The 23,187-nt window shown below is 52.9% G+C and carries 17 protein-coding genes, 2 tRNA genes and 2 other RNA genes; 10 read left to right on the top strand and 11 right to left on the bottom strand.

What is annotated here, in order from left to right; genetic code table 11:
- Positions 1-4: 4 nt before the first annotated feature.
- Both narL and narX read right to left on the bottom strand, forming a co-directional pair.
- Entirely contained in the window at positions 5-655 is a 651-nt protein-coding gene (narL, locus tag O3S68_RS06785) for a two-component system response regulator NarL (protein WP_016495820.1), read from the bottom strand.
- Complete coding sequence (narX, locus tag O3S68_RS06780; RefSeq protein ID WP_016495821.1) at positions 648-2,450, bottom strand: nitrate/nitrite two-component system sensor histidine kinase NarX; 1,803 nt, start codon at positions 2,448-2,450, stop codon at positions 648-650. The genes narL and narX overlap by 8 nt, the downstream gene beginning before the upstream one ends.
- A 308-nt stretch (positions 2,451-2,758) precedes the next feature.
- Between narX and O3S68_RS06775 the strand changes: the two genes are divergently transcribed.
- From O3S68_RS06775 to narI, 5 genes are all read left to right on the top strand, one after another.
- Positions 2,759-4,150: a NarK family nitrate/nitrite MFS transporter gene (locus O3S68_RS06775; protein ID WP_269231096.1), complete on the top strand. Its 1,392-nt coding sequence runs from the start codon at positions 2,759-2,761 to the stop codon at positions 4,148-4,150.
- Positions 4,151-4,546: 396 nt separating this feature from the next.
- Positions 4,547-8,290: a nitrate reductase subunit alpha gene (locus O3S68_RS06770; protein ID WP_269231095.1), complete on the top strand. Its 3,744-nt coding sequence runs from the start codon at positions 4,547-4,549 to the stop codon at positions 8,288-8,290.
- On the top strand, positions 8,287-9,822 hold the full coding sequence (gene narH / locus O3S68_RS06765; RefSeq protein WP_097405888.1) for a nitrate reductase subunit beta: 1,536 nt from the start codon (positions 8,287-8,289) through the stop codon (positions 9,820-9,822). Before O3S68_RS06770 ends, narH begins: the two co-directional genes overlap by 4 nt.
- Entirely contained in the window at positions 9,819-10,529 is a 711-nt protein-coding gene (gene narJ / locus O3S68_RS06760) for a nitrate reductase molybdenum cofactor assembly chaperone (RefSeq protein ID WP_269231094.1), read from the top strand. Before narH ends, narJ begins: the two co-directional genes overlap by 4 nt.
- Entirely contained in the window at positions 10,529-11,206 is a 678-nt protein-coding gene (narI, locus tag O3S68_RS06755) for a respiratory nitrate reductase subunit gamma (RefSeq protein WP_045513497.1), read from the top strand. The genes narJ and narI overlap by 1 nt, the downstream gene beginning before the upstream one ends.
- A gap of 31 nt (positions 11,207-11,237) precedes the next feature.
- On the opposite strand, the gene O3S68_RS06750 is transcribed toward narI, so the two are convergent.
- Positions 11,238-12,125 (bottom strand): DMT family transporter, encoded by an 888-nt coding sequence (locus O3S68_RS06750; protein WP_097405950.1) that lies wholly within the window; start codon positions 12,123-12,125, stop codon positions 11,238-11,240.
- A gap of 110 nt (positions 12,126-12,235) precedes the next feature.
- Between O3S68_RS06750 and O3S68_RS06745 the strand changes: the two genes are divergently transcribed.
- Positions 12,236-12,679, top strand: a complete 444-nt coding sequence (locus O3S68_RS06745; protein WP_044489636.1) for an Lrp/AsnC family transcriptional regulator — start codon at positions 12,236-12,238, stop codon at positions 12,677-12,679.
- A 153-nt stretch (positions 12,680-12,832) separates the two neighbouring features.
- Here O3S68_RS06745 and O3S68_RS06740 read toward each other — a convergent pair.
- From O3S68_RS06740 to O3S68_RS06715, 6 genes are all read right to left on the bottom strand, one after another.
- Positions 12,833-12,964: non-coding RNA, RtT sRNA (locus tag O3S68_RS06740), on the bottom strand.
- A 43-nt stretch (positions 12,965-13,007) separates the two neighbouring features.
- Positions 13,008-13,140, bottom strand: a non-coding RNA gene (locus tag O3S68_RS06735) — RtT sRNA.
- A gap of 43 nt (positions 13,141-13,183) precedes the next feature.
- Positions 13,184-13,268 (bottom strand) — tRNA-Tyr (locus tag O3S68_RS06730).
- A gap of 34 nt (positions 13,269-13,302) precedes the next feature.
- Positions 13,303-13,387 (bottom strand) — tRNA-Tyr (locus O3S68_RS06725).
- 162 nt (positions 13,388-13,549) lie between these two features.
- Positions 13,550-14,392, bottom strand: a complete 843-nt coding sequence (purU, locus tag O3S68_RS06720) for a formyltetrahydrofolate deformylase (protein ID WP_097399703.1) — start codon at positions 14,390-14,392, stop codon at positions 13,550-13,552.
- Positions 14,393-14,440: 48 nt separating this feature from the next.
- Positions 14,441-14,899 carry a YchJ family protein gene (locus O3S68_RS06715; RefSeq protein WP_071925192.1) on the bottom strand — a complete coding sequence of 153 codons (459 nt, stop codon included), beginning with the start codon at positions 14,897-14,899 and terminating at the stop codon, positions 14,441-14,443.
- A gap of 110 nt (positions 14,900-15,009) precedes the next feature.
- On the opposite strand from O3S68_RS06715, the gene rssA reads away from it, so the two are divergent.
- From rssA to galU, 3 genes are all read left to right on the top strand, one after another.
- Entirely contained in the window at positions 15,010-15,918 is a 909-nt protein-coding gene (gene rssA, locus O3S68_RS06710) for a patatin-like phospholipase RssA (protein WP_045513490.1), read from the top strand.
- Between the two features lie 90 nt (positions 15,919-16,008).
- On the top strand, positions 16,009-17,022 hold the full coding sequence (gene rssB, locus O3S68_RS06705) for a two-component system response regulator RssB (protein WP_016495833.1): 1,014 nt from the start codon (positions 16,009-16,011) through the stop codon (positions 17,020-17,022).
- Between the two features lie 198 nt (positions 17,023-17,220).
- On the top strand, positions 17,221-18,132 hold the full coding sequence (galU, locus tag O3S68_RS06700) for a UTP--glucose-1-phosphate uridylyltransferase GalU (RefSeq protein WP_017457161.1): 912 nt from the start codon (positions 17,221-17,223) through the stop codon (positions 18,130-18,132).
- Positions 18,133-18,410: 278 nt separating this feature from the next.
- Here galU and hns read toward each other — a convergent pair whose 3' ends face one another.
- Positions 18,411-18,824, bottom strand: a complete 414-nt coding sequence (gene hns, locus O3S68_RS06695; protein ID WP_017457162.1) for a histone-like nucleoid-structuring protein H-NS — start codon at positions 18,822-18,824, stop codon at positions 18,411-18,413.
- Positions 18,825-19,370: 546 nt separating this feature from the next.
- On the opposite strand from hns, the gene tdk reads away from it, so the two are divergent.
- Positions 19,371-19,985 carry a thymidine kinase gene (gene tdk / locus O3S68_RS06690; protein WP_016495836.1) on the top strand — a complete coding sequence of 205 codons (615 nt, stop codon included), beginning with the start codon at positions 19,371-19,373 and terminating at the stop codon, positions 19,983-19,985.
- A gap of 65 nt (positions 19,986-20,050) precedes the next feature.
- On the opposite strand, the gene adhE is transcribed toward tdk, so the two are convergent.
- Positions 20,051-22,729: a bifunctional acetaldehyde-CoA/alcohol dehydrogenase gene (gene adhE / locus O3S68_RS06685; RefSeq protein WP_016495837.1), complete on the bottom strand. Its 2,679-nt coding sequence runs from the start codon at positions 22,727-22,729 to the stop codon at positions 20,051-20,053.
- Positions 22,730-23,187 lie beyond the last annotated feature (458 nt).

Here is a 23,187-nt window from a genome sequence, read left to right as displayed (position 1 = left end):
CCTGTCAGAAAATACGTTCCTGATGCACCCAAACGGCGGCTTCAACGCGGGATTTCAGTTTCATTTTCTTCAGCATGTGTTTGACGTGCACTTTAACCGTGCTTTCGGTGATGTCCAGGCGGCGGGCAATCATTTTGTTCGGCAGCCCCTGGGCAATCAGCTTGAGAATATCGCGTTCGCGTGGCGTAAGCTGGGTGATATCCCGGTCAGTGGTGGCGCGGTTGGCGCGCAGGCTGGCGGCCAGCACCGGGGTGAGCGCTTCGCTGAGCACCATTTCGCCCGCCGCGGCTTGTTGCAGCGCTTTCAGCAGATCTTCCGGCTCCATATCTTTCAGCAGGTAGCCATCTGCGCCGCGTTTTAACGCGGTCACCACGTCTTCTTCATGGTTGGAGACGCTAAAGACAACAACGCGGCCCGACAGGGTTTTTTCCCGCAGCTTATCCAGCGTTTCCAGCCCGTTCATGCCTGGCATGTTGAGATCCAGCAAAATCAAATCCGGGTCCAGCGATTCCGCCAGTTCAATGCCTTGTTCCCCGTTGCTGGCTTCGCCGACCACGGTGATGTCGGGAGCCATGCTGATTAACTGCTTCACGCCGGTTCGCAGCATTGGATGGTCGTCGATCAGGAGGATGGTGGCCGGATCCTGATTACTCATGGGTATCTCCTTGCATGGATGAGAGAAACGTCTCTGGAATAAACGTCACGACGACCTCGGTACCACCGGATGCTCCGGGGCGAACCTGGCAATCGCCGCGCAGGCTTTGCGCGCGGTCACGCATAATTATCAATCCATAATGGTTCGTCCTTTCAGCATTGACCGGGATGCCGCAACCATTGTCGGTGATGCGCAATATTACCCGGTTTTCCTGCTGTTGCACTGCGACGCTGACCGCGGTTGCGCCGGAGTGTTTTAATGCATTGCTCAACGCCTCGCGGGCTATCTGTAACAGGTGAATCGCCTGATGCGCCGGGACCAGCCGGGGCGGGAGCTGGTAATCAAGACGTACCTGGAAACCGAAACGACCGCTGTACTCCTGGCAACTGGACTCCAGCGCCGGGCGCAGCCCTGGTTCGGTTAATTGTAAACGAAACGTGGTCAGCAACTCGCGCAGCTGCGCCCATGAGGTATTCAGCTCGTTGCGGATCTGCCCCAGCAACTGCTGGCTGTTTTCCGGCAGCGCGTCGCCCTGCATTTGCAGGCAACTCACCTGCATCTTCATGCAGGAGAGGGACTGCGCGATAGAGTCGTGTAATTCGCGGGCGATGGTGGCGCGCTCTTCCATGACCATCAACTGTTGCTGCCTGTCCTGATGGCGATCGAGTGCCAGCGTCGCGGTGAGTTGTTCCACCAGCGTGTCGACCAGTTGCTGCTGGTCATGGCTTAAATGGCGGCCCGGCGGCAGCGTTGCCAGCAGCAAACCATACTGCATATGCGCATCCGCCAGTCGCCATTTCAGCGTGGTGCCAAACCCGCTGGATTCGGTGAGAATACCGTTGCGCGGACATAAATGGCAGCCTTTGTCATCGCAGCTCGCATCCGACTGGCAGGTAAAATCCTGATGATTTTCTTCATCTTCCAGATCGTACACCCGCAGCTCAATATCATGCAGCAGGGTTAAATTCTGCAAACCGTTCAACACCGGCGACAGGCGCTCGCACATCGGGATACGCGAATGCAGCCGGTGGTTAGCCTGCCATAAAAACGACAGGATCTGGTTCTTTTGCTCAAGCCCGGCGGTTTTCTCCTGTACCCGGCGTTCCAGTATCGCGTAGCTCTCGCCCAGCTCGGCCGACATGTTATTTAACGCCTCGCCAAGCGTCGCCATCTCGTTGCGCCCGCTGATGCGTGCGCGCTGGGTAAAATCACGCTGGCTGACCGCACGCGCCATGCTCAGTAATTGCTGCCACGGACGGAGTAGACGCGCCCGCAGCCAGACCACGGCAAACAGCAATAACAGACCCATCACTATCGCCATGAGCCGGTGCATCACCACCACTTGTTCAATACGGTGTTCGGTGCTGCGGTCAAACGAGGTAACCAGCCGGTCGATTCGCCCAACGAAAATCGCAATAATTTCCGCCGCTTGCGATGGTTGTTGTGCCTGTTTTATCGCCGGTACGACTTCGCTGCGCCAGTAGTTTTGCAATGCCGCGAGCTGCGCTTGCTGGCCGTCGCGCTGTGCCGCCTGCGCCAGCTCCGGGCTGAATGCGGTGTACTCCATTTCGTCGAGCAAATATTGCTCGTCTTCATGCAGCGGAATGGCGGACAACAGACGGTAGCTTTGCATACGCAGTGAACCGGCTTTGTTGATCGCATGTGCGCTGCCCTGAACGCCTTGTACCAGCCAGCCGGAGATCGCCATGCCCGTCACGCCGATGGCGGTCGACAGCAGCATCAACAACGCCAGTTGGTTAACCAGCGAGATCGGTGAAAAAAGGCGTTTTAGCATAGGTGATTAAGGCTCCTCGGCCGCGTGCGGTGCGGATGGCGCTATTGTCTGCCATCGCCTGGGGTATACCCATACCTCTAAAGGATTACCCCTTTATTGCCAGCGAGCCGACAAGAGTGGGAACAATCTGAGTAGGGAAGGTCAGAACCGTGAAAAACCACACCTTTTTTGTCGGGAAAAGGTACTCATAAATGAGCATGGCGATTTTTCACCCGCGAAATGGGCTGCTTTTCCTTTGATTTATATCAACTTAACTACCGCTATAAAAACTAAGGTGGCAGGCATCAAACCGAACAGCAGAGGTGTATATGCAGCACTCAACCATCCCGGAAAAAAGTTCGTCAGTGCGGGTTATTACCGACTGGCGTCCTGAAGATCCGGCATTCTGGCAACAGCAGGGCAATAAGATTGCGAGCCGCAACTTGTGGATCTCCGTGCCTTGTCTTCTTCTGGCTTTCTGCGTCTGGATGCTTTTTAGCGCAGTCGCCGTCAATCTCCCGAAAGTGGGTTTTCAGTTTACCACTGACCAGCTCTTTATGCTGACAGCGTTGCCATCCGTTTCCGGCGCACTGCTACGTGTCCCGTACTCCTTCATGGTGCCGGTGTTCGGCGGCCGTCGCTGGACAGCTTTCAGTACCGGGATCTTAATCATTCCATGTGTGTGGCTCGGTTTTGCCGTGCAGGATCTGAGCACGCCGTTTAGCACGTTTATCATTATCTCGCTGCTGTGTGGTTTCGCCGGCGCAAACTTTGCTTCCAGCATGGCGAACATCAGCTTCTTTTTTCCGAAACAGAAGCAGGGTGGCGCGCTCGGCATCAACGGTGGCTTTGGCAACCTCGGTGTGAGCGTGATGCAGTTGATCGCACCGCTGGCGGTCTCTTTCTCCATTTTTGCCGCCTTTGGCGGTACCGGTGTCGCACAACCTGATGGTTCGTTGTTGTACCTCGAAAACGCCGCCTGGATATGGGTACCGTTACTGGCGGTGTTTACCCTGGCAGCCTGGTTCGGTATGAATGAGCTGGCGACCTCTAAAGCCTCGCTTAGCGCGCAACTTCCGGTGCTCAAACGTTCGCACTTGTGGATTATGAGCTTCCTCTATCTGGCAACGTTCGGCTCATTTATCGGCTTTTCTGCCGGTTTTGCAATGCTGTCGAAAACTCAGTTCCCGGAAGTGCAGATCCTGCATTTCGCCTTCTTCGGCCCGCTGGTGGGCGCGCTGGCTCGCTCCGCAGGCGGCGCGATTTCTGACCGTCTCGGCGGGACTCGCGTAACGCTGGTGAACTTTGTGCTGATGGCGATTTTCAGCGCCTTGCTGTTCCTGACGCTGCCATCCGGCGGCACCGGGGGCAATTTCACCGCATTCTTCTGTGTCTTCCTCGTACTGTTCCTGACCGCCGGGCTGGGCAGTGGTTCGACATTCCAGATGATTTCGGTGATTTTCCGGAAAAAAACCATGGAACGCGTGCAACAAAGCGGTGGCACGGAAAGTGAAGCCATGCGTGAAGCCGCCACCGAGACAGCCGCGGCGCTGGGTTTTATCTCGGCAATTGGCGCAATTGGCGGTTTCTTTATTCCTAAAGCATTCGGCACTTCACTGGCGTTAACCGGCTCACCGGCAGGCGCGATGAAAGTGTTCCTTGTGTTCTATATCGCCTGCGTGGTGATCACCTGGGCGATATACGGGCGTAAAAAACAATAACACTCAGTAAATGTTGATTATCCTTGCGCGGTGAAAGCCGCGCTTTTTTTATGTCGCCATTAGTTACAACATACTTTGCAATTTTCTCAGCGGCGTGCTGCGGAAACCTCTGTGACGGGCATCACTTTGCAGGTTCATCTACCCCTTAATACCCCGGAACGCGGAATTATCTGCTTGTACCGCTGCGAGTTTATATAAAACCATTATTTATCAATAAATTAAAAAATAAAAATCCCTAACTCTTTGTGGGTACTCCGTGTTTCTGGCGCAGAAACGAAGCTTTGGCAGCTTGATCATCATCAATTCTCTTTGTCTTTGTGGGGGTTACCTTCGCCGCAATTGCAGCAATGTCGATTTACCAAGAGAGCCTGACAGGCTCCAACAGGAGAACCCCCGATGAGTAAATTCCTGGACCGGTTTCGCTACTTCAAACAGAAAGGCGAAACCTTTGCCGATGGGCACGGCCAGCTCTTAAACACCAACCGGGACTGGGAGGATGGATACCGTAACCGCTGGCAGCACGACAAAATCGTGCGTTCTACCCATGGCGTAAACTGCACGGGCTCGTGCAGCTGGCAGATCTTCGTGAAGAACGGTCTGGTCACCTGGGAAACCCAGCAGACAGACTACCCGCGCACCCGTCCGGATATGCCGAACCACGAACCGCGTGGCTGCCCGCGTGGCGCCAGCTACTCCTGGTACCTCTACAGTGCGAACCGCCTGAAATACCCTCTGATGCGTAAACGCCTGATCAAACTGTGGCGTGAAGCGAAAGCGCAGCACAGCGATCCGGTTAATGCCTGGGCTTCCATCATCGAAGATGCGGAAAAAGCGAAGAGCTTTAAACAGGCGCGTGGTCGCGGCGGTTTTGTGCGCTCCTCCTGGCAGGAAGTGAATGAACTGATTGCTGCTTCGAACGTTTATACCGTGAAAACGTACGGCCCGGACCGTGTCGCAGGCTTCTCGCCGATCCCGGCGATGTCGATGGTTTCTTACGCTTCTGGCGCGCGTTATCTCTCCCTGCTGGGCGGCACCTGCCTGAGTTTCTACGACTGGTATTGCGACTTACCGCCAGCCTCTCCGCAAACCTGGGGCGAGCAGACCGACGTGCCGGAATCCGCCGACTGGTACAACTCCAGCTACATCATCGCCTGGGGCTCTAACGTTCCGCAGACCCGTACGCCGGACGCGCACTTCTTTACCGAAGTACGTTACAAAGGCACCAAAACCGTTGCGGTAACGCCGGACTACGCCGAAATCGCCAAACTGTGTGATTTGTGGCTGGCGCCGAAGCAGGGCACCGATGCGGCAATGGCGCTGGCGATGGGGCACGTTATGCTGCGGGAATTCCACCTCGATAAACCGAGCCAGTACTTCACCGATTATGTTCGCCGTTATACCGACATGCCGATGCTGGTGATGCTCGAAGAGCGCGACGGTTACTATGCGGCAGGCCGCATGCTGCGCGCCGCCGATCTGGTGGATGCGCTGGGCCAGGAAAATAATCCGGAGTGGAAAACCGTTGCCCTCGATAGCGAAGGTAACCTGACCGCGCCGAATGGCTCCATCGGTTTCCGCTGGGGTGAAAAAGGTAAGTGGAACCTTGAGCAGCGCGACGGCAACAGCGGTGCGGATGTTGAGCTGAATCTCAGCCTGCTGGGCAAACACGACGATATCGCGCAGGTCGGCTTCCCGTACTTCGGTGGCGACAACACCGAGCATTTCGCTGGCGTTGAACTTGATAATATCCTGATGCACAAACTGCCGGTTAAACGCCTGCAATTAGCTGACGGTTCCACCGCGCTGGTGACTACGGTTTACGACCTGACCATGGCGAACTACGGCCTTGATCGCGGTCTGGGTGATGAAAACTGCGCAACCCGTTATGACGAAGTCAAAGCTTACACACCGGCCTGGGCTGAGAAAGTCACCGGAGTTTCACAGGCGCAAATTATCCGCATCGCCCGTGAATTTGCCGATAACGCCGATAAAACGCATGGCCGCTCGATGGTTATCATCGGTGCCGGGATGAACCACTGGTATCACCTCGATATGAACTACCGTGGGATCATCAACATGCTGGTCTTCTGCGGTTGCGTGGGACAGAGCGGCGGCGGCTGGGCGCACTATGTTGGCCAGGAAAAACTGCGTCCGCAAACCGGCTGGCAGCCGCTGGCATTTGCCCTCGACTGGCAGCGTCCGGCGCGTCACATGAACAGCACCTCCTACTTCTATAACCACTCCAGCCAGTGGCGTTACGAAACAGTAACTGCGCAGGAATTCCTGTCACCGTTAGCGGATAAATCCCGCTATACCGGCCATCTGATTGACTTTAACGTGCGCGCTGAACGTATGGGCTGGCTGCCGTCCGCGCCGCAACTGGGCACCAACCCGCTGCGTATCGCCGCTGAAGCGGAAAAAGCGGGCATGAGCGCGGTCGATTACACCGTTAAATCGCTGAAAGACGGTTCGCTGCGTTTCGCAGCGGAACAGCCGGAAAACGGTAAAAACCACCCGCGTAACCTGTTTATCTGGCGTTCCAACCTGCTGGGTTCTTCCGGTAAGGGCCACGAGTTTATGCTCAAGTACTTGCTGGGCACTGAACACGGTATTCAGGGCAAAGATCTCGGCAAACAGGGCGGTGTGAAACCGGAAGAGGTGGAATGGCATGACAACGGTCTCGACGGCAAACTGGATCTGGTGGTGACTCTCGACTTCCGCCTGTCCAGCACCTGTCTCTACTCGGATATTGTGCTGCCAACCGCTACCTGGTACGAAAAAGACGACATGAATACCTCGGATATGCATCCATTTATTCATCCGCTTTCTGCCGCTGTTGACCCGGCGTGGGAATCGAAAAGCGACTGGGAAATCTATAAATGTATCGCCAAATCCTTCTCTGCGCTGTGCGTTGGGCATTTAGGCAAAGAGACCGATGTCGTGACGCTGCCAATTCAGCATGACTCCGCCGCTGAACTGGCGCAGCCGCTGGGTGTGAAAGACTGGAAGAAGGGCGAATGTGACCTGATCCCGGGCAAAACCGCGCCGCACATTATTCCGGTGGAACGCGACTATCCGGCAACCTACGAGCGCTTTACCTCCATCGGCCCGCTGATGGAAAAAATCGGCAACGGTGGTAAAGGCATCGCCTGGAATACCCAGAGCGAAATGGATCTGCTGCGTAAGCTGAACTACACCAAAGCGGACGGCCCGGCGAAAGGGCAACCAATGCTCAACACCGCCATCGATGCCGCAGAGATGATCCTCACGCTGGCACCGGAAACCAACGGCCATGTGGCAGTGAAAGCCTGGGCGGCGCTGAGTGAATTTACCGGCCGTGACCATACGCATCTGGCCACGAATAAAGAGGAAGAGAAAATTCGCTTCCGTGATATTCAGGCGCAGCCGCGAAAAATCATCTCCAGCCCCACCTGGTCTGGCCTTGAAGATGAGCACGTTTCCTACAACGCCGGTTACACCAACGTCCATGAGCTGATTCCGTGGCGCACGCTCTCCGGTCGCCAGCAGTTGTATCAGGATCATCAGTGGATGCGTGACTTCGGCGAAAGCCTGCTGGTTTACCGTCCGCCGATTGATACCCATTCGGTGAAAGAAGTGATGGGTACGAAATCCAACGGTAACCCGGAAAAAGCGCTGAACTTCCTGACGCCGCACCAGAAATGGGGCATCCACTCCACCTACAGCGACAACCTGCTGATGCTGACGCTGGGGCGCGGTGGTCCGGTGGTGTGGATGAGCGATAAAGATGCCAAAGAGATCGGCATTGAGGATAACGACTGGATCGAAGTCTTTAACGCCAACGGCGCCTTGACGGCTCGTGCGGTTGTCAGCCAGCGTGTGCCGGCCGGTATGACCATGATGTATCACGCGCAGGAACGTATTGTGAACCTGCCGGGGTCAGAAATTACCGGGCAGCGCGGTGGTATCCACAACTCCGTTACCCGTATTACCCCGAAACCGACCCATATGATCGGCGGCTACGCCCAGCTGGCTTATGGCTTTAACTACTACGGCACGGTCGGTTCCAACCGCGATGAGTTCGTGGTGGTGCGTAAGATGAAGAACATTAACTGGTTGGATGGCGAAGGCAATGACCAGGTACAGGAGAGCGCAAAATGAAAATTCGTTCACAAGTCGGCATGGTGCTGAATCTCGATAAGTGCATCGGCTGTCATACCTGTTCAGTGACCTGTAAAAACGTCTGGACCAGCCGGGAAGGGATGGAGTACGCGTGGTTCAACAACGTGGAAACCAAACCGGGCACCGGCTTCCCGACCGACTGGGAAAACCAGGAAAAATGGAAGGGCGGTTGGATCCGCAAAATCAACGGCAAACTGCAACCGCGCATGGGTAACCGTCCGATGTTGCTGGGTAAAATTTTCGCTAACCCGCACATGCCGGAAATTGATGATTACTACGAGCCGTTTGATTTTGACTACCAGCGCCTGCATAACGCGCCGGAAGGCAAACATCAGCCGATTGCCCGCCCGCGTTCGGTAATAACCGGTCAGCGGATGGACAAAATCTCCGCAGGCCCGAACTGGGAAGATGATTTGGGCGGTGAGTTCGACAAGCTGAGCCGCGATCAGAACTTCGAGAACATGCAGAAGGCGATGTACGGCCAGTTTGAAAACACCTTCATGATGTATCTGCCGCGCCTGTGCGAACACTGCCTGAACCCGGCCTGTGTCGCGACCTGCCCGAGCGGTGCTATCTACAAGCGTGAAGAAGACGGCATTGTGCTGATCGATCAGGATAAATGCCGCGGCTGGCGCATGTGCGTGACCGGCTGCCCGTACAAAAAAATCTACTTCAACTGGAAGAGTGGCAAATCCGAGAAGTGCATTTTCTGCTATCCGCGCATTGAAGCGGGCATGCCGACAGTCTGCGCGGAAACCTGTGTGGGCCGAATTCGTTACCTCGGTGTTCTGCTGTACGACGCCGACGCGATTGAAAATGCCGCCAGCACCGAGAGTGAAAAAGATCTCTACCAGCGTCAACTGGATGTGTTCCTCGATCCAAACGACCCGGCGGTGATTGCGCAGGCGCTGGAAGATGGCGTGCCGCAGAGCGTGATTGACGCGGCGCAGAAATCGCCGGTTTACAAAATGGCGATGGACTGGAAACTGGCGCTGCCGCTGCATCCGGAATACCGCACGTTGCCGATGGTCTGGTACGTGCCGCCTTTGTCACCGATCCAGTCTGCTGCGGATGCGGGCGAACTGGGCAGCAACGGCATTCTGCCGGATGTGGAAAGCCTGCGCATTCCGGTGCAGTACCTGGCAAACCTGCTGACCGCTGGCGACACCGGTCCGGTTCTGCTGGCGCTGAAACGTATGCTGGCAATGCGCCATTTCAAACGTGCGGAAACTGTGGATGGTGTGGAAGATACCCGCGCGCTGGAAGAAGTTGGCCTGACAACCGCCCAGGCGCAGGAGATGTACCGTTACCTCGCGATTGCTAACTATGAAGATCGTTTCGTGGTGCCGTCGAGCCACCGTGAGCTGGCGCGTGAAGCCTTCCCGGAGAAAAACGGTTGCGGCTTTAGCTTCGGCGATGGTTGCCACGGTTCGGATACCAAATTCAACCTGTTCAACAGCCGTCGCATTGACGCGGTGGATGTCACAGTGAAAACGGAGCCGCACCCATGATTGAACTGGTGGTTATTTCCCGTTTGCTCGAGTACCCGGATGCTGCCCTATGGCAGCATCAGCAGGAAGTTTTCGATGCGCTGGCGTCGGGTGAAAACCTGACAAAAGCCGACGCCCAGAGGGTTGGCGTCTTCCTGCGGGATCTGACGTCTCAGGATCTGCTGGACGCCCAGGCGAATTACAGCGAATTGTTCGATCGTGGCCGCGCAACCTCGCTGCTGCTGTTCGAACACGTCCACGGTGAATCCCGCGATCGCGGACAGGCGATGGTCGATCTGCTGGCGCAGTATGAGCGCCACGGCCTGCAACTGGATAGCCGTGAATTGCCGGACCATCTGCCGCTCTATCTGGAATATCTGGCACAGCTGCCCCGGTCTGAGGCTATCGGTGGTTTGCAGGATATCGCGCCGATCCTCGCGCTGTTAAAAGCGCGTTTAGCGCAGCGCGAAAGCCATTATGCAACGCTGTTCGACGCGCTGTTATCGCTGGCGAATACGCAGGTGGATAGCGCGCAGGTTGCGGAAAAAATTGCCGGTGAAGCCCGCGATGATACGCCGCAGGCGCTGGATGCTGTGTGGGAAGAAGAGCAGGTGAAATTCTTCGCCGAACAGGGCTGCGGTGATACCGACATCACTGCGCATCAGCGTCGTTTTGCCGGCGCCGTTGCGCCGCAATATCTGAATATCACAACAGGAGGAGAGCGCTAATGCACTTCCTTAATATGTTCTTCTTTGACATCTATCCGTATATTGCCGGCGCCGTTTTTCTGCTCGGCAGTTGGCTGCGCTATGACTATGGTCAGTACAGCTGGCGGGCGGGCTCCAGCCAGATGCTGGATCGTAAAGGGATGACGCTGGCGTCGAACCTGTTCCATATCGGTATTCTGGGGATCTTTGCCGGTCACTTCCTCGGTATGTTAACACCGCACTGGATGTATGAATCCTTCCTGCCGATTGAAGTGAAACAGAAGATGGCGATGATTGGCGGTGGTGCCAGCGGCGTGTTGTGCCTGGTGGGTGGTTTGCTGTTGCTGAAACGCCGTTTATTCAACCCGCGTATTCGTGCGACCTCAACCACGGCGGATATCCTGATCATGTCGCTGTTGATGGTGCAGTGTGCGCTGGGTCTGCTGACCATTCCGTTCTCTGCCCGGCATATGGATGGCAGCGAAATGATGAAGCTGGTTGGCTGGGCACAGTCGGTTGTGACCTTCCATGTTGGCGCTTCCTCGCATCTTGAGGGGGTGGCGTTTATTTACCGCGTTCACCTGGTGCTGGGCATGACGCTGTTTGTGCTGTTTCCGTTCTCCCGCCTGGTGCATATCTGGAGCGCGCCGGTGGAGTACCTGACACGCAAATACCAGATTGTTCGCGCCCGTCGCTAATCAGAAAAAGCCCCGCAACGCGGGGCTTTTTTTACTGTCGCGTTGGCATTATCGCGGGCGCGCTTTTTCGCTCGCCCCAGCCAAGGTTATTGCCTGCGGCAGCCAGCAGAATTAACACGCCACCCGCCATTTGCACCGCGCTTAATGTATGCCCGAACAGCGCGTTATCCACCACAATCGCCACCAGCGGATAGATAAACGACAGCGAGCCAATCAGCGGGGTGGGTAGCTTTTGTATCGCGCTATACAACAACTGGTACATCACGCCGGTATGCACAATGCCGAGCGTTAACAAAATACCCCACGGGAATGTCCCGCCGGCCGCAGGCAGATGCACCAGCGGTAATAACATCACCGTGCCGGTTAATACCTGAATCAGGGCGATATGCTGTGGCGGAAGTTGCTTCAGGTGGCGGGCGATTAACGCGGTGACGGCATAGAAAAAGGCAGCACCCAGCGCCATGGCAATGCCGAGAAGCCACTGGGTGTTCGGGTGATGCAATTCACTGAGTAACAAGAGGACAACGCCGGAAAACGCCAGCAGCAGCCATCCCCACTTCGTAAGCGTAACGCGCTCGCCGAGCAACATACTCATCAGCACTAACATAAAAGGCTGGGTGTTGTAGACTACGGTTGCCAGCCCCATTGAAATGCGGCTGTAAGCGGCGAACAGCAGCAGCCAGTTAATCACCAGCGCGATACCGCCCGCTATCGCCAGCAGTAACACCGGGAACGCAAGGCGCGCGAACGGCTGGCGGCCAAAGCGGATAAAAAGAAATAGCGCGCCTGCGCCAATCAGGCAGCGCCAGAACACAACATCAATCACCGGCAGACCGCTAAGCAGCACAAATGCGCCAATCGACCCGGAAATCAGCATCGCCAGGCTCATCTGCCAGGTGCCATTAGGGATAGTTTTCATTTTTTCATCTCCTGAACGTTGTTGGCATATTGTGAAAAAACGGCGGCCAGCTTTATATGGTTGTTGTAAGGTGTATGACGGCCAATTCCTTTAAAAATTAGGTGAAGATGATGGATTACCTTATTGACGATATCGACAGAGCGATTCTGGCCTCTCTGGCCGAGGATGCCCGCCAGTCACTGAAGGTGTTAAGTGCGAGAGTGGGGCTGACGTCGCCCAGCACGGCAGAGCGCGTGAAACGGCTGGAAGAGCGCGGCGTAATTGAAGGCTACGGCGCGCGCGTAAACCTGGCCGCGCTGGATTACCGCTTGCAGGCGTTGGTGCGTGTTCGGCCAATGCCAGGCATGTTGCAGAAGGTGGATAAAATGCTCCAGGCGCTGCCTGAGTGCATCGAATGCGACAAAGTGACGGGGGAAGACTGTTTTGTTATGCGGCTGGTGGTGCGCTCGATTGAGCAACTGGATACGTTACTGGATGGCATTGCCGAATATGCGCAGTGTAATACGTCGATAGTGAAAAGCTCGCCGGTTAAACGGCGGTTACCGCCGCTGTAAGGCCCGGCTGCCAGACGCGCGTCAGGTTTCCCGGTGTGGCAACGTTCTCTCGCCTTCGCTCGGGTCGAACCTTAATCAAAGGTTCTCGTCCTTCCCCGAACGGAGAAAGTGAGGAATCAGAGTAAATGGTAAAACTGGAAGTTTATTTAAGGATGGTGGTGAGGGAAGGATTATTCGTCACTTTGTTCCTCACCCTTCGGGCCGTTGCCTGCGGCAACGTTCTCTCGCCTTCGCTCGGGTCGAACCTTAATCGAAGGTTCTCGTCCTTCCCCGAACGGAGAATGTGAGGAATCGGAGTAAATGATAAAACTGGAAGTTCATTTAAGGATGGTGGTGGGGGAAGGATGACTCGTCGCTTGCGCTCCTCGCCCTTCGGGCCGTTGCCTGTGGCAACGTTCTCTCGCCTTCGCTCGGGTCGAACCCTAGTCGAAAGTTCTCGTCCTTCCCCGAATGGAGAATGTGAGGAATCGGAGTAAATGGTAAAACTGGAAGTTTATTTAAGGATGGTGGTGGGGGAAGGATTCGAACCTTCGAAGTCGATGACGGCAGATTTACAGTCTGCTCCCTTTGGCCGCTCGGGAACCCCACCAGGGGAAAATCAAATTGTCGATGCAGGATGTAGATGGTGGTGGGGGAAGGATTCGAACCTTCGAAGTCGATGACGGCAGATTTACAGTCTGCTCCCTTTGGCCGCTCGGGAACCCCACCACGGGGTAAAGCTATTTCTTACTGGCCTGCTTCCATCTCGGGAAGCGCGGCGCATCATATCAAATGACGCGCCACTGTAAAGCGTTGAAACGAGAAAAATGAATCAGTTGTCTGCTTTTTGCCCGTAACGCTGCAAAGCCGAACAACACATTTTATTAATGGTTAAAGAATAATCGTGCGATTGCCGTAAACGAACACGCGTTGCGCTAACACCTGATACAGCGCGCGGCTCAATACGTTCTTCTCGACATCGCGGCCCGCGCGCATCATATCTTCGGCGGTATAGGTGTGATCCACATGGATCACGTCCTGCATAATGATTGGGCCTTCATCCAGATTGTCATTCACATAGTGCGCAGTGGCACCGATTATCTTCACGCCGCGCTCGTAAGCCTGATGATAAGGGCGGGCGCCAATGAAAGCGGGCAGGAACGAGTGGTGAATATTGATGATTTTATTCGGGAAGCGGGACACGAATTCTGGCGTTAATACGCGCATATATTTCGCCAGTACCACGTAATCCGGCTGGTGTGCTTCAATGGCCTGCGCCATCAGCTGGTCATGGGCTTCACGCGTCAGGCCTTCATGACTAACCAGTTCAAACGGAATATCAAACCGTTCAACCAGAGAACGCAGCGTTTCATGGTTGCCAATCACGGCGGCAATATCGACATCCAGGCCACCGTAATTTGCTTTCATCAGCAGATCGCCAAGGCAGTGCGCCTCTTTGGTGACCAGAATGACAACGCGGCGACGACCGGCTGGATTCAGCTCGCGTACCGAACCTTCCGGGAGCGCACTATCGAGATCCGCCAGCAGCGTGGCGTCGTTAAAAATACCTTCGAGCTCGGTACGCATAAAGAAACGACCGGTGCGGTGATCGACAAATTCATTATTCTGCACAATGTTCAGTTCGTGCTTGTAACAAATATTGGTGATTCGCGCGATGAGGCCTTTCTGATCGGGGCAAATGGTGCGCAAAATTTTACGTTGTGTTGAATGCATTGCCGGGTAAATCCTGTTGATGGTGTTTGCTATAAGGTGCTGGCAGGCCTATTGCCCGCAGCACTTTTTGAATTTTTTACCTGACCCACAAGGGCAGGGATCGTTACGGCCAAATTGCGGCCGCGTTCCGTCGATATAGTACCACTGGCCGTTCTCCTTTAAGAATCGGGAACGCTCGATAATTGCGCCGTCTTTGCCATGCTCATTAAACCGCGCCACGAAGCTGACGAAGCCTTCATTATCATTTTCGCCGTAAGCATGCTCAAATACCGTCAGCCCGCGCCATGTGGTCGCTGCGAAGCCCGCTTCAATTTGCTGGCGGAACGCCTCCGCGCCACAAGATGGGTGCCAGGTTTTTACCAGGTACTCTGACTGATGTAACACAAAAGCCGTATAGCGCGATCGCATCAGGCGTGACGGATCCGGCGCAAGCTGCGCACCAGACAGATAAGGCTGGCAACATAGGCTATACTCCAGAGCGCTACCGCAAGGGCAAGATTGTGACAAAATAGCATTCCAGGAATAAAAATAACGGCGCGTTAGCGCCAGGGTAGCGATATGTTAACTGAGCCGTAGCGCTGTGGCTACAGTAAGCCGGGGGAAGTAAAATAAGCGTTATGAGAAAGGTAAAAATTGGTCTGGCGCTCGGTTCCGGCGCGGCCAGGGGTTGGGCGCATATCGGCGTGATTAACGCATTACAGCGTGCCGGTATCGAAATTGATATTGTAGCGGGGTGTTCCATTGGCTCACTGGTCGGTGCCGCTTACGCGTGTGGTCGTCTGCCGGCACTGGAGAAATGGGTCCGCTCTTTTGGCTACTGGGATGTGTTGCGACTGATGGATCTTTCCTGGCAGCGTGGTGGTCTGTTGCGCGGTGAACGCGTGTTCAATCAGTATCGCCAGTTGTTGCCGTTCGCGGATTTTAACCATTGCCAGAAACGCTTCGGCGCGGTGGCAACTAACCTTAGCACCGGGCGCGAGCTATGGTTCACTGAAGGGGATTTACATCATGCTGTTCGCGCCTCCTGTAGTATGCCCGGGTTAATGTCACCGGTTCCGCATAACGGTTACTGGCTGGTAGATGGCGCGGTAGTGAATCCCGTACCGGTTTCCCTTACCCGCGCGTTAGGTGCGGATGTGGTGATTGCCGTGGATTTGCAGCATGACGCCCATCTGATGCAGCAAGATCTGCTGTCGGTGAATCTTTCTAATAATGATAAAGACAGCGACACGGTTGCCACGCAGCGCTGGCATCAACGTCTGCGTGAACGGCTGGGGCGGATCGCGCCAAAACGGCCGATCGCGCCGACGGCGATGGAAATCATGAGTACCTCGATTCAGGTGCTTGAAAACCGGCTCAAACGTAATCGTATGGCTGGCGATCCGCCAGATATTCTGTTGCAACCTCTCTGCCCACAAATTTCGACACTCGATTTTCATCGAGCTGATGCTGCTATTGCTGCGGGGCAACTGGCGACAGAAAAGAAAATGGATGAGTTGCTTCCTTTAGTACGGACCCTTTCGTAAGTAGATTTTTTATAGACTTCAGCAAATTCTGACAGGCGATTATCGGCGAAGCATGCCACTATTGATCTATCGTCAGGCAGGGGAGATAAGATGACGCAGCCGTTGGCCGGAAAACAGATACTGATCGTTGAAGACGAGCCCGTTTTCCGCTCTCTGCTGGATTCGTGGTTGCAATCTTTAGGCGCGATAACGCTGCTGGCGGAAGATGGGGTTGTCGCGCTTGAGCTGTTGGCAGCAAATAATCCCGATCTGATGATTTGCGATCTTGCTATGCCGCGCATGAATGGCCTGGTCCTCATTGAGACGTTACGCAATCGGGGCATGCAAACGCCGGTGCTTGTGATATCGGCGACAGAAAATATGGCGGATATTGCTAAAGCATTGCGTCTTGGCGTTCAGGATGTCGTTCTTAAACCCGTTAAAGATCTTAATCGTTTAAAAGAAACGCTTTTCGCTTGTCTTTATCCCAATATGTTTAATTCACGCGTTGAGGAAGAGGAGCGCTTGTTCCAGGACTGGGACGCGCTGGTCGATAATCCTCAGGCCGCGGCGAATTTATTGCAGGAACTTCAGCCTCCGGTGCAGCAAGTTATTTCCGGTTGCCGGGTAAATTATCGGCAACTGGTTTCTGTTGAAAGCCCTGGCCTGGTGCTTGATATCGCGCCGATATCAGGTCAGGACCTGGCGTTTTATTGCCTGGACGTGACGCGTGCAGAAAATAACGGTGTGCTGGCGGCGCTGTTGTTGCGCGCCTTATTTAATGGGTTGCTGCAAGAACAGCTTTCTCACCAGCGCCAGCGTTTACCCGAGATGGGCGCGCTGCTCAAGCAGGTAAACCAATTATTGCATCAGGCTAATTTACCCGGTCAGTTTCCACTGCTTGTCGGTTATTACCACAGTGAACTGAAAAACCTGATACTTGTTTCGGCTGGTCTTAACGCAACGTTAAATACCGGCGATCATCAAATTCAAATCAGCAATGGTGTGCCTCTCGGTACGCTTGGCAATACCTATTTAAATCAGCTGAGCCAGCGTTGCGACTCCTGGCAATGTCAGGTGTGGGGCGCCGGTGGGCGGCTGCGTTTAATGTTGAGCGCGGAATGAGCGATCGAATCATACTTTGCAGATAGATTTACCCTCCGCATAAAAACGGGTGGTACTATCGCCGCAGTTTATGCGTATTAGTCCTAATTAGATGTTAGCGCGTCCTTTTCAGACCTGGTCAATGGGTTGGTACTGATATACTCAGACGCGAGTTAATTCATGAACATGTTCAAGCATGGACAGTCCAGGAGATTTTCAATGGCTGCAATAAATTCGAAAGTGACTAAAGCAGTAATCCCGGTTGCGGGATTGGGAACCAGGATGTTACCAGCGACTAAGGCAATTCCTAAAGAAATGTTACCGCTGGTTGATAAGCCATTAATTCAGTATGTCGTAAATGAGTGTATCGCTGCCGGCATTACTGAAATCGTTCTGGTAACACATTCATCTAAAAACTCTATCGAAAACCACTTCGATACCAGCTTCGAACTCGAAGCAATGTTGGAAAAACGCGTAAAACGTCAGTTGCTGGAAGAAGTTCAGTCTATTTGCCCGCCGCACGTAACCATTATGCAGGTGCGTCAGGGGCTGGCGAAAGGTCTGGGACATGCCGTATTGTGTGCGCACCCGGTAGTAGGTAACGAGCCCGTAGCGGTTATTCTGCCGGACGTTATTCTGGATGAATACGAATCCGATCTTTCCCAGGATAACCTGGCTGAGATGATTAAACGTTTTGATGAAACCGGTGCCAGCCAGATCATGGTTGAACCTGTGGATGATGTTACTGCTTACGGCGTAGTGGATTGCAAAGGCGCAACGCTGAACCCGGGTGATAGCGTTCCAATGGTGGGCGTGGTTGAAAAACCGAAAGCTAACGTAGCACCTTCTAATCTTGCCGTTGTGGGTCGCTATGTTCTGAGCGCAGAAATTTGGCCGCTGCTGGCGAAAACACCTCCGGGAGCAGGTGATGAGATCCAGCTTACCGATGCTATCGATATGCTAATCGAGAAAGAAACCGTAGAAGCCTATCATATGAAAGGCAAAAGCCATGACTGCGGTAATAAACTTGGCTATATGCGTGCATTTGTAGAGTACGGTATTCGTCACAATTCGCTGGGCGAGGAATTTAAAGCCTGGCTCGAAGAAACTGTCGGCGCCGGGAAAGCATAATACGCTTTCTTTAGTAGTCTGAATAAGGCCGGAGATAATAGTGCATCGCACTGCTTATCTCCGGCCTTTTTTATTTGTGAATGTTCCTAATGAAAAGGTTATGTCAAAGCGGTGCAGAAGATATCGCACAAAACAATAAATGAATTGACCAGGATTTGAGCAGTACGCATTTGAGAAACCTATATTCCAGATGCCATACACTATATTTGTGAAGAGAATGTGTGCTTTATCAAAAAAAATCCCGCCAGTTGGCGGGATCCTTTTGAAATCTGGCTTGATTACTCTTCGATCAGGAAATCGTCGAGTTGTTTGCCTTGTTCGTCCATTGCTTTTTTGATTACTGCTGGAGTACGACCCTGACCTGTCCAGGTTTTAGTCTCGCCATTTTCATCAACATAGCTATATTTAGCCGGGCGTGCTGCACGTTTTGCTTTAGTACCAGTCTTAGCGGTAACCATGCTGTTCAGCAATTCGTTCGGATCAATACCGTCAGCGATCAGCATTTCACGATATTGTTGTAATTTACGCGTACGTTCTTCAACTTCAGCTGCGGCAGCGCTTTCTTCCTCGCGGCGCTCATTAACCACAACTTCTAATTTCTCCAGCATCTCTTCGAGCGTTTCCAGAGTGCATTCTCTTGCTTGCGCACGAAGAGTACGGATGTTGTTCAGAATTTTAAGTGCTTCGCTCATTGTAGTAATCTCAAACTTATATTGGGGTGGTTTGTCGGGCTAATAATAGAGCGTTAATTTCGTCAGTGCAATAGCTGTGAATGTAAGGAATTCAAAATGCCGCTTTATTAAGTCGATTTATAAATATCGCTAACTTAAATTTTTCTTGAAGAAACGCACAAAAAACCACTTATACCGATGTACTGGCAGCGCCGTTTACGGCGTGTTTATGCACGAACTTCTGATTAATCTGATCCGTGTTTATAGCCATTATGGATAAATATCGACCTTAAGTATTCCAGCGTTGAAAGTGCTTCTTCCTTAAATTATTAATAATTTCCGTATGCCTGGGTGAGAATGTTCCGATTAAAAAAATTTGTAAGATCATGAATTTCTTATTGCTGTTTCTTTGGCAGTAACAACTCAAAGGATTAACTATTGGAATATCTATGAGTCTGCTATTGAGGATGGATTTACTTCAATCGCGGAGCGACCACAGGAGGAGCAGATAAAATATGGTACACTCCTCACCGGGAATATCACACTTTGATTGGGGTTTTGCACGCAATGGCACAGCTTTATTTCTACTATTCAGCAATGAATGCGGGGAAATCAACAGCGTTACTACAATCCTCTTACAATTATCAAGAAAGAGGGATGCGCACGGTGGTTTACACCGCCGAAATTGACGATCGTTTCGGAGCAGGCAAGGTTAGCTCTCGTATCGGCTTATCTTCACCCGCACGGTTGTTTAATCACAACTCCTCGTTGTTTGACGAAATCAACGCAGAGCATCAACAACAAGCTGTGCACTGTGTTCTGGTCGACGAGTGCCAGTTTTTAACGCGTGAACAGGTTTATGCGTTATCGGAAGTTGTCGATCAACTGGATATTCCGGTGCTCTGTTACGGTTTGCGTACGGATTTTCGCGGTGAGTTATTTGTAGGTAGCCAATATTTGCTGGCCTGGTCAGATAAACTGGTTGAGCTGAAAACTGTCTGTTTCTGCGGGCGTAAAGCCAGTATGGTGCTGCGCCTTGATCAAGAAGGGCGCCCTTATAACGAAGGAGAACAGGTGGTCATTGGCGGCAATGAACGCTATGTGTCCGTGTGCCGCAAACACTACAAAGAAGCGCTGCAAGAGGGCTCTTTAACGACGATTCAGCAACGCGTCAGAGGTTAGTTTTTGTTTCCTCTCTTTCGCAATAAAAAAACCCGCCGAAGCGGGTTTTTTATTAGCGTTAACAATTAAGCGGGTTTCTTCGCTTTTTTGTCTGCTTTAACTGGAGCAGCTTCAGCTTTCACTACCGCTACTTCACCTTCTTTGTATTCACGACCGTAGAAAGTATCCAGCAGGATCTGTTTCAGTTCGGAGATCAGCGGGTAGCGCGGGTTCGCACCAGTACACTGGTCATCAAACGCATCTTCAGACAGCTTATCCACGTTAGCCAGGAAGTCAGCTTCCTGTACGCCAGCTTCACGGATAGATTTCGGTATACCCAGTTCAGCTTTGATGCTTTCCAGCCATGCCAGCAGTTTTTCGATTTTCGCTGCAGTACGGTCACCGGCAGAAGTCAGGCCTAAATGGTCAGCGATTTCTGCATAACGGCGGCGTGCCTGCGGGCGGTCATACTGGCTGAACGCGGTCTGCTTAGTCGGGTTGTCGTTCGCGTTATAGCGAATAACGTTACAGATAAGCAGGGCGTTAGCCAGACCGTGCGGAATGTGGAACTGCGAACCCAGTTTGTGCGCCATGGAGTGGCACACACCAAGGAAGGCGTTGGCAAAGGCGATACCGGCAATGGTAGCGGCACTGTGAACGCGTTCACGAGCAACCGGGTTTTTTGAACCTTCGTTGTAAGACGCTGGCAGGTTCTCTTTCAGCAATTTCAGCGCTTGCAGCGCCTGGCCGTCAGAGAACTCAGAAGCCAGTACGGATACGTAAGCTTCCAGTGCGTGAGTGACCGCATCCAGGCCACCGAAGGCGCACAGGGATTTCGGCATATCCATCACCAGGTTGGCGTCGACAATCGCCATATCCGGCGTCAGAGCATAGTCTGCCAGTGGATATTTCTGACCGGTGGCATCATCGGTTACTACCGCAAATGGCGTAACTTCAGAACCGGTACCGGAAGTGGTGGTGATAGCGATCATTTTCGCTTTCACGCCCATTTTCGGGAACTTATAGATACGTTTACGGATATCCATAAAGCGCAGCGCCAGTTCTTCAAAATGGGTTTCCGGATGTTCGTACATCACCCACATAATTTTCGCGGCGTCCATCGGGGAACCGCCACCCAGCGCGATAATCACGTCTGGTTTAAAGGAGTTCGCCAGCTCAGCGCCTTTACGTACGATGGTCAGTGTTGGGTCTGCTTCAACTTCAAAGAACACTTCGGTTTCAACGCCGGCCGCTTTCAGTACAGAAGTAATCTGATCTGCATAACCATTGTTGAACAGGAAACGGTCAGTCACGATAAGCGCGCGTTTGTGACCATCAGTAATCACTTCATCCAGCGCGATTGGCAGAGAGCCACGGCGGAAGTAGATAGATTTCGGAAGTTTGTGCCACAACATGTTTTCAGCTCGCTTAGCAACGGTTTTCTTGTTGATCAGGTGTTTCGGACCAACGTTTTCAGAGATGGAGTTACCACCCCAGGAACCACAACCCAGAGTCAGGGAAGGCGCGAGTTTAAAGTTATACAGGTCACCGATACCACCCTGAGAAGCCGGGGTGTTAATCAGGATACGCGCGGTTTTCATCTTCTGACCGAAGTGAGCAACGCGATCTGGCTGGTTATCCTGGTCGGTATACAGGCAAGAGGTATGACCGATACCGCCCATGGCGACAAGTTTCTCTGCTTTTTCGACCGCGTCTTCGAAATCTTTTGCGCGGTACATGGCAAGCGTCGGGGACAATTTTTCGTGGGCGAACGGTTCGCTCTCATCGACAACTTTCACTTCACCAATCAGGATCTTAGTGGTCGTTGGAACGGTGAAACCGGCCAGTTCAGCGATTTTATAAGCAGGCTGACCAACAATAGCGGCGTTGAGGGCGCCATTTTTCAGGATAATGTCCTGAACGGCTTTCAACTCTTTGCCCTGAAGCAGGTAACCGCCGTGGCTGGCGAAACGCTCACGAACCGCATCGTAGACAGAATCAACTACAACAACGGACTGTTCAGAAGCACAGATAACGCCGTTATCGAAGGTTTTAGACATCAGTACGGATGCCACTGCGCGTTTAATATCAGCAGTTTCATCAATCACAACCGGGGTGTTACCTGCACCAACACCGATCGCCGGTTTACCGGAGCTGTACGCCGCTTTTACCATGCCTGGGCCGCCAGTGGCGAGGATCAGGTTGATATCCGGGTGGTGCATTAATGCGTTAGACAGTTCGACAGACGGTTGGTCAATCCAGCCGATCAGATCTTTCGGGGCACCAGCGGCAATGGCTGCTTGCAGTACGATATCAGCTGCTTTGTTGGTGGCATCTTTAGCGCGCGGATGCGGGGAGAAAATGATGGCGTTACGGGTCTTCAGGCTAATCAGTGATTTAAAGATAGCGGTAGAGGTTGGGTTAGTGGTCGGAACAATACCACAGATAATGCCGATTGGTTCTGCAATGGTAATGGTGCCGAAGGTATCATCTTCTGACAGAACGCCGCAGGTTTTCTCGTCTTTATACGCGTTGTAAATATATTCGGAAGCGAAGTGGTTTTTAATCACTTTGTCTTCAACAATACCCATGCCGGATTCGGCAACCGCCATTTTTGCCAGCGGGATACGAGCATCTGCGGCGGCCAGAGCGGCAGCACGGAAGATTTTATCTACTTGCTCTTGAGTAAAGTTGGCATATTCACGCTGGGCTTTCTTCACGCGTTCAACGAGTGCGTTAAGTTCAGCGACATTAGTAACAGCCATAATGCTCTCCTGATAATGTTTAAACTCTTTTAGTAAACCAGCTGCCTAATTGGATAGTATAGACAGACCGGCTGCAGGTTGCGTAAATTTCATAAAAACAAAGAGTTAACGCTAAACCATCCACCACTGATTTACTGAAAGAGCCTCGAGGATACTACGCACTTACTGACACTTTTGAGCTCTTTTCGTGTCATCAAGATTACCCACTTCTGAGTAAGCGTTGCGTGATCTACATCAAATTTCAGCGAAGCTGACACCTTTCAGCAGCCCATTTTTGGGCGTTTGTAGCAAATGTTAATGGCATATGGCCAGGCGCGCTCTAAGATTATCACAATTCCCACAACTGAATAACATGCTGTATTGCTGCGAATTTCCACGGAAATCATGATGAACTACGCAGCGAAAGCGCGTATCTTCTGCATGGATTTTCCTGTCGTGCCGATAGGTTATTTATCTGA

The organism is Kosakonia sp. SOY2, assembly GCF_027109175.1.
In the GTDB taxonomy this organism is placed as follows: domain Bacteria; phylum Pseudomonadota; class Gammaproteobacteria; order Enterobacterales; family Enterobacteriaceae; genus Kosakonia.
Note: the sequence above shows the minus strand (reverse complement) of the source record. Positions and strands in the feature narration are given on the sequence as shown.

Bases quoted from the DNA above. Each gene is read 5' to 3' on its own strand.
- narL (WP_016495820.1), bottom strand. From the start codon at position 655: ATGAGTAATCAGGATCCGGCCACCATCCTCCTGATCGACGACCATCCA.
- narX (WP_016495821.1), bottom strand. From the start codon at position 2,450: ATGCTAAAACGCCTTTTTTCACCGATCTCGCTGGTTAACCAACTGGCG.
- O3S68_RS06775 (WP_269231096.1), top strand. From the start codon at position 2,759: ATGCAGCACTCAACCATCCCGGAAAAAAGTTCGTCAGTGCGGGTTATT.
- O3S68_RS06770 (WP_269231095.1), top strand. From the start codon at position 4,547: ATGAGTAAATTCCTGGACCGGTTTCGCTACTTCAAACAGAAAGGCGAA.
- narH (WP_097405888.1), top strand. From the start codon at position 8,287: ATGAAAATTCGTTCACAAGTCGGCATGGTGCTGAATCTCGATAAGTGC.
- narJ (WP_269231094.1), top strand. From the start codon at position 9,819: ATGATTGAACTGGTGGTTATTTCCCGTTTGCTCGAGTACCCGGATGCT.
- narI (WP_045513497.1), top strand. From the start codon at position 10,529: ATGCACTTCCTTAATATGTTCTTCTTTGACATCTATCCGTATATTGCC.
- O3S68_RS06750 (WP_097405950.1), bottom strand. From the start codon at position 12,125: ATGAAAACTATCCCTAATGGCACCTGGCAGATGAGCCTGGCGATGCTG.
- O3S68_RS06745 (WP_044489636.1), top strand. From the start codon at position 12,236: ATGGATTACCTTATTGACGATATCGACAGAGCGATTCTGGCCTCTCTG.
- purU (WP_097399703.1), bottom strand. From the start codon at position 14,392: ATGCATTCAACACAACGTAAAATTTTGCGCACCATTTGCCCCGATCAG.
- rssA (WP_045513490.1), top strand. From the start codon at position 15,010: ATGAGAAAGGTAAAAATTGGTCTGGCGCTCGGTTCCGGCGCGGCCAGG.
- rssB (WP_016495833.1), top strand. From the start codon at position 16,009: ATGACGCAGCCGTTGGCCGGAAAACAGATACTGATCGTTGAAGACGAG.
- galU (WP_017457161.1), top strand. From the start codon at position 17,221: ATGGCTGCAATAAATTCGAAAGTGACTAAAGCAGTAATCCCGGTTGCG.
- hns (WP_017457162.1), bottom strand. From the start codon at position 18,824: ATGAGCGAAGCACTTAAAATTCTGAACAACATCCGTACTCTTCGTGCG.
- tdk (WP_016495836.1), top strand. From the start codon at position 19,371: ATGGCACAGCTTTATTTCTACTATTCAGCAATGAATGCGGGGAAATCA.
- adhE (WP_016495837.1), bottom strand. From the start codon at position 22,729: ATGGCTGTTACTAATGTCGCTGAACTTAACGCACTCGTTGAACGCGTG.